15 protein-coding genes are annotated in these 13,174 nt (G+C 52.2%); 7 read left to right on the top strand and 8 right to left on the bottom strand.

All coding sequences use genetic code 11. The features are described 5' to 3' along the window. Positions 1–40 precede the first annotated feature (40 nt). Positions 41–1,903 carry an N-acetylmuramic acid 6-phosphate etherase gene (murQ, locus tag CFLAV_RS32445; RefSeq protein WP_007415787.1) on the top strand — a complete coding sequence of 621 codons (1,863 nt, stop codon included), beginning with the start codon at positions 41–43 and terminating at the stop codon, positions 1,901–1,903. Between the two features lie 10 nt (positions 1,904–1,913). Here the strand turns inward: murQ and CFLAV_RS15865 are convergent, their stop codons facing one another. Continuing rightward, positions 1,914–2,294 (bottom strand): YIP1 family protein, encoded by a 381-nt coding sequence (locus tag CFLAV_RS15865; protein WP_341849387.1) that lies wholly within the window; start codon positions 2,292–2,294, stop codon positions 1,914–1,916. Positions 2,295–2,531: 237 nt separating this feature from the next. Here CFLAV_RS15865 and CFLAV_RS15860 point away from each other — a divergent pair, with 237 nt between their 5' ends. Next, entirely contained in the window at positions 2,532–2,852 is a 321-nt protein-coding gene (locus CFLAV_RS15860) for an FtsB family cell division protein (RefSeq protein WP_007415785.1), read from the top strand. Positions 2,853–2,873: 21 nt separating this feature from the next. On the opposite strand, the gene frr is transcribed toward CFLAV_RS15860, so the two are convergent. The 4 genes from frr to CFLAV_RS15840 all read right to left on the bottom strand — a co-directional run bounded on the left by frr (position 2,874) and on the right by CFLAV_RS15840 (position 6,163). Then, positions 2,874–3,434, bottom strand: coding sequence for a ribosome recycling factor (frr, locus tag CFLAV_RS15855; RefSeq protein WP_007415784.1), 561 nt, complete (start codon positions 3,432–3,434; stop codon positions 2,874–2,876). A gap of 59 nt (positions 3,435–3,493) precedes the next feature. Further along, positions 3,494–4,105 (bottom strand): RNA 2',3'-cyclic phosphodiesterase, encoded by a 612-nt coding sequence (gene thpR, locus CFLAV_RS15850; RefSeq protein WP_007415783.1) that lies wholly within the window; start codon positions 4,103–4,105, stop codon positions 3,494–3,496. A 9-nt stretch (positions 4,106–4,114) separates the two neighbouring features. Next, positions 4,115–5,128: an agmatine deiminase family protein gene (locus tag CFLAV_RS15845; RefSeq protein ID WP_007415782.1), complete on the bottom strand. Its 1,014-nt coding sequence runs from the start codon at positions 5,126–5,128 to the stop codon at positions 4,115–4,117. An 87-nt stretch (positions 5,129–5,215) separates the two neighbouring features. Next, complete coding sequence (locus tag CFLAV_RS15840) at positions 5,216–6,163, bottom strand: aldo/keto reductase (protein ID WP_007415781.1); 948 nt, start codon at positions 6,161–6,163, stop codon at positions 5,216–5,218. Between the two features lie 470 nt (positions 6,164–6,633). On the opposite strand from CFLAV_RS15840, the gene lnt reads away from it, so the two are divergent. Further along, positions 6,634–8,331 carry an apolipoprotein N-acyltransferase gene (gene lnt, locus CFLAV_RS15830; protein WP_160164595.1) on the top strand — a complete coding sequence of 566 codons (1,698 nt, stop codon included), beginning with the start codon at positions 6,634–6,636 and terminating at the stop codon, positions 8,329–8,331. 48 nt (positions 8,332–8,379) lie between these two features. Here lnt and CFLAV_RS15825 read toward each other — a convergent pair whose 3' ends face one another. After that, on the bottom strand, positions 8,380–8,991 hold the full coding sequence (locus CFLAV_RS15825) for a uracil-DNA glycosylase family protein (RefSeq protein ID WP_040549069.1): 612 nt from the start codon (positions 8,989–8,991) through the stop codon (positions 8,380–8,382). A gap of 72 nt (positions 8,992–9,063) precedes the next feature. Between CFLAV_RS15825 and CFLAV_RS34175 the strand changes: the two genes are divergently transcribed. The 4 genes from CFLAV_RS34175 (at position 9,064) to CFLAV_RS15810 (ending at position 11,928) form a co-directional block, all read left to right on the top strand. Continuing rightward, positions 9,064–9,273, top strand: coding sequence for a SlyX family protein (locus CFLAV_RS34175; protein WP_083808966.1), 210 nt, complete (start codon positions 9,064–9,066; stop codon positions 9,271–9,273). 91 nt (positions 9,274–9,364) lie between these two features. Next, complete coding sequence (locus CFLAV_RS15820) at positions 9,365–9,808, top strand: response regulator (RefSeq protein ID WP_007415777.1); 444 nt, start codon at positions 9,365–9,367, stop codon at positions 9,806–9,808. A 296-nt stretch (positions 9,809–10,104) separates the two neighbouring features. Further along, positions 10,105–11,277, top strand: a complete 1,173-nt coding sequence (locus CFLAV_RS15815) for a DUF937 domain-containing protein (RefSeq protein ID WP_007415776.1) — start codon at positions 10,105–10,107, stop codon at positions 11,275–11,277. A gap of 207 nt (positions 11,278–11,484) precedes the next feature. After that, complete coding sequence (locus CFLAV_RS15810) at positions 11,485–11,928, top strand: response regulator (RefSeq protein ID WP_007415775.1); 444 nt, start codon at positions 11,485–11,487, stop codon at positions 11,926–11,928. Positions 11,929–12,010: 82 nt separating this feature from the next. Here CFLAV_RS15810 and CFLAV_RS15805 read toward each other — a convergent pair whose 3' ends face one another. Then, a complete protein-coding gene (locus tag CFLAV_RS15805) occupies positions 12,011–12,613 on the bottom strand; it encodes a metal-dependent hydrolase (protein ID WP_007415774.1) in 603 nt (200 codons plus the stop codon). A gap of 59 nt (positions 12,614–12,672) precedes the next feature. Continuing rightward, positions 12,673–13,149 (bottom strand): DUF5684 domain-containing protein, encoded by a 477-nt coding sequence (locus tag CFLAV_RS32440; protein ID WP_007415773.1) that lies wholly within the window; start codon positions 13,147–13,149, stop codon positions 12,673–12,675. Positions 13,150–13,174 lie beyond the last annotated feature (25 nt).

Genomic DNA, 13,174 nt, shown 5'->3' with positions numbered 1-13,174 from the left:
TTGCTTTGAAAAAATAAGGATTTAAAGATAATCCGCGTCAATGACAATTAGTAGTACAAAACAGCCTGCCAGACCGTTGTTCCTAGGTATCGAAGGGGGCGGCACTCGTACCGTGGCCCTGCTTGCCGACGCCCGCAGGCATTTTCTTCATCGATTTGAAGCCGGGCCAGCAAATGTAAAACTCCTCAACGATGCTCAACTGGTTCGCCTCCTGCGCTCCATCGCTGAGGCTTTTCCGCAGCCCGATGCTTTGGCGATCGGCATGGCTGGTGCACGCACTGAGAACGATTGGGAACGCATTCGCAACGCTGCCTCCAAGGTCTGGACTCAAATCCCCGCGTACGCGACCAACGATCTGGAAACAGCGCTGACTGCCACGGACGAAAAGGACGTTGAAGACGCTGAAGCACGAATATTGATGCTTAGCGGAACTGGCTCCTGCTGCTATGGCCGCAATCGGGCGGGCAAGACCGGCAAGATCGGCGGCTGGGGACATATTCTAGGCGATAAAGGGAGTGGTTACGAAATTGGTCTCCGTGCCCTGAAGGCAGTCGTATTCTACTATGACCGCGACGGCGCCTGGGCCCGGCTCGGTCAGCAGCTTTTGCATCGACTGGAACTAAACGAGCCTAATGAACTGATTGCCTGGGCTCAGGCAGCCAACAAAACCACCATCGCCAGCCTGGCCACGGAGGTTTTTGTCGCCTGGAAAAAAGGCGATAAGATTGCGGCTGATATTCTTGCCAGTGCCGAGTCCAGCTTGGTGGAAGACGCAGTTGCTTGTGCTAGGCAATTGGCGAATCCGAAAGCGCCGGTTCATTTTATTCTCTCGGGCAGCGTTCTTTTGAAGCAGCCGCAATTTACCAGGGGCATTTCCAATAAACTCAAAAAGCTCTGGCCTGGCGCGCAGGTTACCCCTCTTGAGCGGGAGAGTGTCTGGGGCGCTGTCATTCTGGCCCAAAAGATTTGGAGTGGCCACTCGGCATCGCTGAAGCCAGTCCGGTCCACCAGGAAAACAATTGTTAAGTCGCACGTTCCCGAATTGCCCTTGTCCCAGATGGCAAAACTTTCTCCCACGGAACAGCGCAATCCACGCTCCCTGAACCTGGATAAACTGCCGCTCTCTCAGTCCATCGAACTGATGTTGTCGGAAGACGCCGCGATTCCCCAGGCAATTCTGCAGGAGCGCGATCACATCGAGCAGGCGGTAAAATACATTTCCCAGGCATTCAAAAAAGGTGGCAGACTTTTCTATGTTGGCGCAGGCACCAGCGGTCGCCTGGGAGTGCTCGATGCCAGCGAATGTCCCCCCACTTTTCGTAGCGATCCTGAGATGGTTCAGGGAATTATTGCCGGTGGCCAGGGTGCCCTTTGGCGTTCTGTTGAAGGAGCCGAAGATGATCCGGTTGCCGGTGCCAGAGCCATAGAATTTCGTTCCGTAACCAGCAAGGACGTGGTGGTCGGAATCGCGGCCAGTGGTCGCACCCCGTTCGTTTGGGGTGCGTTGGGTGAAGCAAAAGGTCGCGGAGCCAGGACAATACTCGTCGGCTTTAATCCTTTCTTAAACATTCCGGGGGATGCCCGGCCCGATATTGTGATCACTCCCAATGTGGGACCCGAACTGCTCACCGGCTCCACTCGTCTCAAAGCCGGCACGGCCACCAAGCTCATCCTGAATATTTTCACCACGCTGGCCATGGTTCGTATCGGCAAAGTCGTCAGCAATTTGATGGTAGACCTGAATCCTTCAAACACCAAGCTGCGTGACCGCGCCGTAAGAATTATTCAAGAATTGAAAGGCGTGGATTATGCCACCGCCCAGACAGCATTGGAAAAGTCCGAATGGGTAATAAAGAAAGCCGTGGCGACGCTCGATCGAAGGGCCAAATCAAAATCCAGTTAGCACCCCCGGTTTAAGGGAAGAGAGTGAGCTTACCTTGCATCGAGACCAGCTCGGTAAGCACCCTCGCCAATCCGCTGCTGATAATCAGCAATACCCCGCCTATGCGATAAAGGCCGAAGGACTGCGACTGCGGCGGATCTGGATCAAGCAGCCTGGGAAATCGATGGTACAGCACCGAGAGGGAAAGCACCATTCCCATACACAGGGTAATCCATGGATTCATGGCCGGCAGAGCGTCAAGCATTCGTACCGGGAGCATCGGACCTATCGTATATGCTATCAATGTGAAGCATTGAGTATAGGTGTTCCGGCCGCGAAAAGTTTCCCCCGCTGATTTGACCAGTTGCGCTCCGATAAAAACCACGGCCAGACTCGCGACAATCGATGTTATTAGAATACCAAATTTGAAGGATTCTTTGTGCGCGGATCATTTAAGAGTAATGTTGCGACTTCATCTGCTTGCGGCCGGTTTGATCGGCTGCTTAACCACTCTCACGATTGCTCGAACCCAACCCAACCCTCATTTACGCCCAAGCTTCGAGCCTGACGTCGATCGGCTTGCCCGGAAAACTATCCACCAATAAATATCTCCTTTTCTTCTGTATCGTAAAAAGCTTTACTGATTACGATGAAAGTCAATTTAGGCATCTGGGATAAACTTACCCAGGCGGTTATTTTCCTGGTGATGCTGGCCTTCCTTATTGGCGTCGGTATCTGGTATATGCCGCTCGTTAATCAAAACGAGCGTCTCCGGAAGGAAATTTTGCGGTTAGACACCCAGTTGCACCAGGAGGAGGAGAACTCCAGGAAAATCAAGACATCCCTCGAATCGCAGCGTGATCCCAGAACTGTGGAACGCCTTGCCCGTGAGCGCCTGGGTTATGCCAAAACTGGAGAGACCGTCATCCGTTTTGAAGAACCGGTGCAGGGCAACGTGGCTCAACACTGAACTTTCAGTCACTGGGCCGGCTCAAACGGTAAGAATTTCTTTTTCCTTTTGCGCCAGGTGACCGTCAATCTTGGCAATATAACTATCCGTCAGCTTCTGGATTTCCTTTTCCGCCCCTTCGACCAAATCCTCGGTCACACCGCCGGCTTTCTCTTCTTTCTTCAATGCTTCCATACCGTCGCGGCGCACATGGCGAATGGCCACACGCCCATCCTCCGCCATCTTTTTCACCACCTTGATAAACTCCTGGCGGCGCTCCTGGCTCAGATCAGGCAAAACAATCCGGATGAATTTTTTATCCACGGCTGGATTTAATCCGAGATTGCTTTTCTGAATGGCTTTCTCAATGGGATGCACGGTCCCGGCGTCCCATGGCTGAATTAAAAGCATGCGGGGTTCAGGTGTTGTGATACCTGCCAACTCGCGAATCCGCATTTGCGAGCCGTAAACTTCCACTAAAATATTTTCGACGAGCGAGGGAGATGCCTTGCCGGTGCGCACGCCGGAAAACTCATGCTGCACAACCTCCTCCGTCTTAATCATTTTCTCTTCCGTCTCCAGTAAAATATCGTCCAATGCCATAGTAAGGAGACACTAGCAAATGAATCACCGGCTGTATAGTGGCAAACCTGTTCCGCATTTTAGCGGCAAGTGGAACCGAGGGTAATGGACTCCAAACACGAATGTCTGCTCCCCTGAGCTCCAAGCTCACTGCGCATGATGTCGATGCGGTCCGCCGTCCACTCCCCAAAGATTCGATCTGTCGAGCCACGCGCCAAATCGCCAAGCATCTTTACGTCACGAGCGTGCAAATTCTGAATTCGTCCCAAGGTCAGATGACCGCTGAAAATCTTTGCATCCACCTCCGTCGTAAAAGGTGAAACCGCTTTGCTCAACACTGCCTGCAAGGCTCTGAGATTGCCACTGTCATCACTCACTCCGACCCAAATTACCCGTGGACGCCGTTCATTCGGGAAGAATCCAATCCGTTCAGCCTTGAGGTGAACCAGAGGAAATTCACTACAACTCCTTTTCACTGCTGCAGACAATTCAGACACCGCATCGCTGGGAACATTCCCCAAAAACCGAAGTGTCAAATGACACTGATCCATCCGGGTCCAGCGCACACTCCCACCCGGCAAATTCAGACGCAGTTCCGATTGCACGCGCTTCAGCTCCTCTTTGACGAACTCAGGAACCGGCAACGCAATAAACAATCGAAAGATCTCCACGATCTTTTCAATCTCCGGCATTATCCATTCTCAAGCTGGTTCCTGCTGACTGATGCAATGGAAGGAACCAAGGCCCCAAATCAGTTCGGTCGAATCCACTCCCACCACCCGTCGATCAGGAAAACATTTTTGCAATATCGCCAGGGCCTTTGCGTCATTCGCATGGCGATAGGTCGGAACCAAAACCATTTGGTTCGCAATGTAAAAGTTAGCATAACTTGCGGGCAAACGCTGGCCATCATACTCCACCAGGCCTGGCATGGGTAGTTCCACCACATTGAGCAACTTCCCATCCTGATCCTTCATCACACGCAACCGCTTCAAGTTCTCCTGCAACAACTCGTAATTTTCATCCTTTGGATCTTCCTCCACCACCGCAACTACCGTCGTCGGATTTACGAACCGGGTGATATCATCGATATGCCCGTCCGTATCATCGCCCACGATTCCCTCGCCCAACCAAAGCACGTTGGTTACGCCGAGATAATCCTTTAAATATTGTTCAATCTGTTGCTTATTGAGATGCGGATTTCGATTTGGATTCAACAGACAGGCATCGGTGGTTAAAACCGTACCTCTCCCATTCACCTCGATGGAACCACCTTCCATGACTATGCCAGGCGAAAACAGAGGCAACCTCCTCAGTTTCGCCACATGTTGAGGGACGGCGTCATCAAGATCGAAGGGAGGATATTTGTTTCCCCAGGCATTATAACCCCAGTCAACAATGGCCCGCTCAAGCTGCCCGTTTTGTTCGCGCACCAGGAAAATCGGCCCGTGATCGCGACACCATGGCTCATACGCCGGAAAATAATGGAAATGCACCCGCTCCAGTGGAGTTTTTTCCTTCCTTAACAGATCCTTTACCCATGCTTCCATTTCCGGATTCCAGACATTGATGTTCACTTCTTCCACCCGGACCAAATGGCGGATGAGCTCGGCATAAACCGGCGGCACAGTATCGTATTTATCGGGAAAACTGATTCCCTCAGGTCGCGGCCAGGTGAACCACGTACTTACGTGGGTTTCCCACTCGGCGGGCATCCGATAGCCAAGTTTTGCTGGTGTGTCCGTATTCAATTCGACATCCAATCTAAATCACTTGGAGCAAAAAATAACCGCATCACTGCCTTAGGGCAACGGCTCTCCGCGCGATGCCAGCAACAGTCGATACCACTCATCACGTGTCAATTCCAAGTCCGCCGCCTTCAGGGCTTCGCGAATACGATCGCCGTTGGTTGAGCCCACAATTGGAACGATTTTGCTTGGATGTTTCAGCAACCAGGCGAGCGCTATCACCATCCGGCTTGTCCCGCGCGCCTTCGCCACGGCATCCAATACCGGCAAAATACGGTCCGCGCCAGACGCTTTCTTCTTCTCCTCGGAAACGTTCCCGTTGGAACTGCCCAACATGCCGCCCGCCAGTGGACTCCATGCCAGCGGAGTCATCTTCTCAACCATGCATTGGTCCAGCGTTCCATCTGTGAACGTATCCAGTTTTGCAAGGCTGATTTCCACCTGGTGAACCACCAAGGGCATTGGGCATGCCACTTGAATGGCCGTAACCAGCGTCGGACGAAAGTTGCTGACTCCGAAATATCGCACCTTCCCGGATTGTTTCAGCTTGGAGAAAGCCATTGCCACTTCCTCCGGGTTAGCCAGCAAATCCGGGCGATGCAATTGGTATAAGTCAATCGTCTCCACGCCCATCCGTTTCAACGATTGCTCGCACGACCAGATGATGTACTCTGCCGAAAAGTCGTAACGCTGTGGCGCTTCGGGATAAGGATCTCCAGGGAATCGTATGCCACATTTGGTTGCGATGATCACCTTGTCGCGCATCCCGGACACCATCTTGAGCGCTTCACCAAAAACCTCCTCGGTAACTCCGCGACAATAAATATCCGCATTGTCAAAAAGTGTGTATCCCGCTTCAAAAGCGGCAATCACCGCCCGACGCCCCTGGGTCTTGCCCTCCGGAGTTACCTCAGCCGGATTCCAGGTTCCAACCAACCGCCAGCAACCATAACCAAGCCGAGTACTTAACAACGAACTGATGCCTAAGGATACTGTTTCCATAATTTGTTGAGGAAGTTAGATCAACGAGCTGGCGTAGCAAAGCGAAATCCTGTGAGAATTGTGCCAGCACATCAGCGCTGGTTACATTTTGTTTTCGTTCCGGGTTAATTTTACAACCACAGGAGCCCACGAAACATGCTGTACAAATCTTTGCACGCGCGGGAAGCTATCCGGAGCAGGTTTCGTGGCGGCGTTTAGAATTTCCAGGTGCACCCGGGGATCATTGTTGAGATTCTCCAGTGTTCTTTGATAACGTCTGTAGTAGTCAAATTGTGTCAAAAGCAATTCGCACGGCCGAAGGTCCAATAACCCTTCCAAGTCTGAATTGTTTTCCTGGTGCCCCGACTTCACGAGCCAGTCAGAGTGAATGTTCTTGGAATGGTCAAGCATTTCCTATAGCCGTTTCCCCCTGCATTTAACGGTAAACACCTGCTTGCGTTTCAAAAAGTTTGGGGCAAGCTCCCCTTGCGTTGAATAGATTACGCTCTTTTATTCGCAGCAGATATCCGTGGGCCATGGGTGCCGGAGTGGTGCTGGCAGCCTCTTTTCCCAAGATAGGAATTGCCGGGTTCGCGTGGATTGCTCCTGCCCTGATTCTTTTATCAGCCATCGGAAAATCTCCCAAACAGACCTTTCGCATTGGCTATGCCGCGGGCTTCGCTCATTATCTGGTTTCGCTTTATTGGCTGCTGTTGATTCCAGTCACTGGATTTCCCATTCTCGGTTGGTTCGCACTGGCGGTTTATCTATCCCTCTATCCGGCGTTGTGGGTCTGGCTCTCGTGGAGAATGTTTCCGGCCAGAATGGACTCCTCTGCCGGCACTTCCACGTTCCAGGCGTGGTCGGAACAATTCCTCTCAGTCCCCTGGTCTCGGCGTATGGCCTGGTGTCTTTTCAGCGCAGCGGTGTGGGTCGCTTTGGAGATGACCATCGCGCGTTTATTCAGCGGCTTTCCATGGAATCTGCTTGGCTCCTCCCAGTACAAAATCACTCCGCTGATTCAAATCGCCTCCATCACCGGCATCTACGGTGTGGCGTTTCTCGCAGTCTGGACCTCACTTTCCATCCTCTGCGCCGTAATGGTTATCATCCGCAAGCCGACCATCCGTTCGGCGTGGATTGGCGAAATCATTTTGCCTGCAGCCGTTTTGCTTGCCCTCTACGGTTCCGGTTATCACAAACTGGTCCAACCGGAACGCCAACGTCCCGAGTTAAAGGTCGCCTTGATCCAACCGAGCATCCCGCAAACAGAAATCTGGGACCGACAGGAAAGCTCCAACCGTTTCCGCCAATTAATCGAGTTATCCGGGCAGGCGCTTACCAATGAAGTGGATTTGATGATCTGGCCGGAAGCAGCGGTTCCGGGACTGATTCGCATGGATGATGACATCTCCCAGCCAATCCTTGATCTCGCCCGAAAACACAAGGTATGGATTATCATCGGTGCGGACGATTTCAAGCCCCATCCTGGTGCTGTCAAACTCTCTGACTCTGACTTTTATAACAGCAGTTTTCTGGTCAGTCCCGAGGGCGAGTTTGTCGCTTCATACAGAAAGCGTAATCTCGTCATTTTTGGCGAATACATTCCGCTCGCGAAGTGGCTCCCGTTCATGAAATATCTTACCATCATTACCGGCAGCTTCACTCCTGGTGACCGCGTGGTGCCTTACTTCCTGACGGATCTCCATACTCGGATATCGCCGCTAATCTGTTTCGAAGATGTTTTTCCCGACCTCGTGCCGGAATACGTTTCCGAGGATACCGATTTTCTTGTCAACCTCACCAACAATGGCTGGTTTGGTGAAGGCGCAGCTCAATGGCAACACGCCGCCGCAGCGGTATTTCGCACGGTGGAAAATGGCGTCCCTCTCGTTCGCGCCTGCAACAACGGCCTGACTTGCTGGATTGATTCCGCAGGACGGATGCGCCAAATCTTCCGCGATGCCCAGGGCAGCATTTATGGGCCTGGCTTCATGCTTGCGCGCATTCCATTACTTGAACCCGGTGAAAAGCGCATCCCCACTTTTTACCACCAACATGGTGACCTCTTCGGTTGGACCTGCGTGGGCATCACGGTCATTCAATTGCTTCGCGTGCTTCTCCAAAATCGAAAAGTCCGCCGGGCTGGCACCACCCAACCCGTGGAAAATACCGTCGACAAATCTTGAGCTTCAGATGGTTGCCAAGCCGCACGGTGACCAGGTCGCCGGGATGGCTCAGCTCAATTCCTTAAATGCCGGATGCTCTGCTATTTTCTTCAACGCCTGATTCAACAACGTCTTCCCCGGTTCCATGCGATGCCACGGCGATGCTCCCGACGGATGCGGCAATGGAATCAGATCAAATTCATGTCCGGCATAGGTTACCCGCATTTTCCGGCCAATAATCTCATCCAGCTTTCGTGGTGGAATGAATTGCTCAATCGCCAACTTGCCCACAGGGATCACCAGTTCCGGCTTTAAAATCTCCATTTCACGTTTCAGCCAACCCGAACACGTTTGCACCTCAATCGGCGAAGGCACGCGATCCCCCCCGGTCGGCTTCTTCCCTGGAAAGCAACGGCACACCGCCGCCATGTAAATCGAAGCTCGAAATTGCACCTCACTCATTCCAGCCACATCGTTGAACCATTTGAACAACGTCTTGCCAGCCGTCCAGGCGAATGGTCGGCCCATAATGGGTTCCTTGTCTCCCGGAGCCTGTCCGACCAGCAACACTTTGCTCATCACCGCGCCGCCACTCACCACCGGCTTGTGCATGGCCGGACAAAGCACGCACGCACGCAACCGTTGCACATGCTCATCCAACAGTCGGGCCGTCAACTTCACATTTTGTTTTCCTGACACACCTCCAGTAAAATCGCACTTCGCCTTTCTGCAAAGTCCTATTACAATCATTTCATGGACAATGAACTCGCGGAACGGTTGGAAAAGATTGAAATGCACCTTGCCCATCTGGAGCACCAATACGACCAACTGAACCAGGTCGTCCTTGATCAGGGCCGTCGCCTGGCGAAAATGCAATCCCTCCAGCAAAAGCTTTCTGATTCCGTTGAAACCATCGAACTCGAGCGCATCAAATCCACCAACCCGAAGCCCCCGCACTATTAGCAAAAACCCCCTGCCACTTATCAGGATTAGACCCCAGTCAATTTGTCTCGTTCGGTTGACGGAATTTTAGCAAACTCATGGACATCAACCTATGACGTGGAAAGTTCTTATCGCGGAAGACTGTGAAAACGATCTGAAACTCCTCGTGCGGGCTTTTAGCACCAGCGATCAACTTACCGTCGTTTACACTGTCCCCAGCGGCGATGAAGCCGCTCGTTACCTGAGCGGACAAGGCGCCTACGCAGACCGTGCCACTTATCCCTTTCCCAACTTGCTCGTCACCGATTTGAAGATGCCTGGCTTTGATGGCCTGGATCTTTTGGAATGGCTTATAGATAACCCCTTTCCTCACCTCGTCGTCATGATGCTCACCGGTTCCACTCTGCAACATCATGCGGATGCCACCGAAAAATTGGGGGCTGATGCGTTCTTCAACAAACCAAACTGCCAGGAAGAATTGATGAACCTTATCCAAACCATCGAGGACCTCATGGCCGCTTCGCCGAAGGCGGCCGTGGAATCGAGAGCCGCTTAAGCCATCCGTTAAGCTGAATTACGGAACTTTTTTGCGATTTCATTCGCATTACCATCAATCCTCGGTGGCTCTCCAATTGCCTCGTACAGGCCAGTTAGCATAAATCTCCGTAGCGCGATTCATATCCCATCAAGTTGCCCCTGTAAATTCCCGTTTGCGACCTCCTACCCCGTGTGGTACTGGAAGTACGTATCCATTCGTTGACCCGGAATGGAAACCAAAACCAAACTGGTGGTGTGTGTGAGGCAATCAAGGAGGACGCCAGTAGTAACAGGAAAATCATAATGTTATAGTTTATGAGTGCAAACATCGTAGAACTTATCTCCCACCAGATCGGTGGGAACACCAATCGTCTAAGTTCATTGCTCGGTGAATCTCCCGAGCGAACTCAACACCTGGCTGGCGCTGCAATCCCCACCCTGCTCGCTGGACTCACCCATGTCGCCTCCACCCCCGAGGGCGCTCATCGTGTCCAGAACGCCATCAACGAACAAGAGCCCGATCAGGAAACCAACTTCGCTTCGCGTCTGACTGAAAGCTCAAGCATGAACCCGGAAGCCAGTTCCAACATGCTCACCAATCTTTTTGGCGCCGGTCTTTCCTCGAATCTGGTTGCGATTCTCGGACGTTTTACCGGCGTAAGGAGCAGTTCCGTGTCGGGTCTGCTTGGATCAATTGCTCCGCTCGCACTGGGTTTAATAGGCAAGGAAAGCAAGTCGATGGGCGGTGGCGCCTCGGGTATCACCAGCTACCTGAACAGTCAAAAATCAAACATCATGGGTGCCATGCCTTCGGGCCTCTCCACCATTCTTGGCAGCATCCCCGGCTTTGGCGCTGCCACTCAACCAACTACCCCTGCTACCCCTACTACTCGCGTCGAGCCTGAGTTGACGCATGCCGGTGCGAGTCCATCCCTGAGTGGCGCTTCGGCGGGCAGCGCCAGCGGTTCCCGTGCCGAAACCGGGCATGGTCGCGAGCGTACCTCACCCACGCGTTGGCTGATTCCTTTGATCCTCCTGGCCATTGTGCTCTGGGCATTGTATGCGTGGAATCGCAGTCGCCGGACACCTGCCACCACGGAACCGGGCACGATGACTGAGCCCGCAACTAGAACAACATTACCTGCAGCTGGAACCACTGTGCCAAATGCATCGGCACTCAGTTCTGGCTTGCAAGACACACTCACAAGCGCCACGTCCACTCTTGGTGGCATTACTGATGCCAACTCAGCCCAACAAGCCGTGCCGCAGCTGAATCAAATCAGCGATAAATTAAACAGCATGAAATCGCAAATGGACCTTTTGCCAGCTTCTGCCAAACCAACGGTCATGAATGCTGCGCAACCCTACACGACCAAAATCCAGGACCTAAGCGCGAAAGTCCGAGCCATGCCCGGCGTTGGCGAAAAAATCGGCCCCACCCTCGATAAGCTCGATGCCAGCGTTTCCTCTCTGAAACAGTCACAATGAGGTTTTGTCAATCAATCCTTCCGGTCAAAAAGGCCGGAAGGATTGATCAGGTGGACGTTCATTTAGTCCATACCCGTTTTCTTCCGGACCAATCCCATGCGTAGTCGTACGAAAACCTGCGCTGGTAATTGAAAGGCTTTTCATTCCAGTAATCCTGAACTTTCACCCCCTTGCGAAATAACGATTTGAGCTTATTTTAAGAGGTACATGCTGCAATCCTGCACATCTGTTCTAGTGCTTGAAGACAATGTGGACGATTATTTGCTCCTGAGTATTGCTGTCAAAAAGACAGCGCTTCCCGTCATTTTGCATTGGGTTCACTCCCCCTCAGAGGCCTTGGCCTATCTTCATGGTGAAGGTCCCTTCAGCGATCGCGAACGATACCCATTCCCTTGCTTGTTTCTCACCGATCTGAACATACGCATCGGTACATACAGCGGCCTGGAACTCATTCAAAAAATCCGCCAGACTTCCAGGTACAAAGATTTGTACATCGCGGTTCTTTCCGGTTCCCTGGATGAGCACCAGATCATCCTGGTTTATGAAGCTGGTGGCACTGTATTTCTGAACAAGACCAGTGCGATGAATGAACTCATTAGCATGATGCACGGGCTCTTGGCCCAGTTCTGTCACACCAAGGCCACCTTGTAGACCAAAACCTGGAGCAGCGCCCATCCCTGTCGCACTGAGAAATCCCAGTGCCGATGAGGAAATCTGTCATGTGAAAACGGTGCTAGCTCTTTGAGGCGGTTTCTGAACCGGGCTCTAATGCTTCTGCCCGTTTTAACTTAATCCTGCTCCAAACTGCCCAGCGCCAAAGCGTCGCAGCGAGCCACAACACCGCAAATGGCAAGACTACGCAGACGAGCTCACTCTTCACCACTATCCATCCGCGTTGACTGAAGAAGCTTCCCACCCCAATCGGAGAAACTTCAATCGGCGTCCATGGAAAGAAGTAGCGCATGCCGTTAAACGGCACAAAAAAGCCAACGCCTTCCCCTCCGTCGGTAAAAGCATCCAGGAAACCATGTGATGCGGTCGCAACAAAAAAGAATGCGAACAAGCTCCACCATTCCCGCGAAAAGCGAACCACCTGCTTAAACTCACACCAGACCACCAGTAATCCCCAAAATAGCGCGAACAACAATGAATGGGTAAATCCTCTGTGTCCAAACATGCTCTCGTACGGAATACCAAGACCAAATGCGAGCACGTCGAAGTCTGGCATGGCGGCCGAACCCGCTGCCAGCACCCAAAAGCGCCAACTCATCTTGCTGCCAGTGTAAGTCTTTCCCAGCGCTACCGCTGCAAATGCATGTGAAAACGCCGAAGGCATGCCGGTTAGTAACCAACGAGAATGGAAAGTTCCTCTCCTGGAAAAATGTTAGTGCAGCATTACTCCGAAAATGCCAGGTAAGGAATCAGGACCAAATTTACGACTGGAATAAAAAACAGAATCACCAGCCAGGGACTCTTACCTCGTGCCTCGCAGACCTTTGCCCATAAAATGATAAACACAATTAGGTTCACAAAAGGGATCAAAAGAAGCACGATCAACCAAATTGGCAGCCCTGCCACTTCCAATAACGGGATATAGTGCACAATGGGAATCCAGATGAGCACACCCGGTTTCCTGCCTGTCTTTTCACAAATCAGCTTAAAGCAGTAGCAATAGAAAACATAAATCCCCAGCGCAATTGCTATCGCGAAAAAGATGAAAAACAGGCCTATTCCCAGTCCCGCCAGTCCCTGCGCATGATCCTGTTGCATAGTTTTTAAAGGAGTTTCTCCCGAAATGGTTAATCCGACAGGAAGTTCTCCTAAAAACCGATGAAGAAGCAAGCGTAAAGACACGAGAATCGCATGTTCCATCACCGTTTTGGCTTTGACCTTGGCC

Origin of the sequence: Pedosphaera parvula Ellin514, assembly GCF_000172555.1 — a bacterium.
In the GTDB taxonomy this organism is placed as follows: domain Bacteria; phylum Verrucomicrobiota; class Verrucomicrobiia; order Limisphaerales; family Pedosphaeraceae; genus Pedosphaera.
The sequence above is the reverse complement of the archived record's forward strand: the minus strand, read 5'-3'. Positions and strand labels throughout refer to the sequence as shown.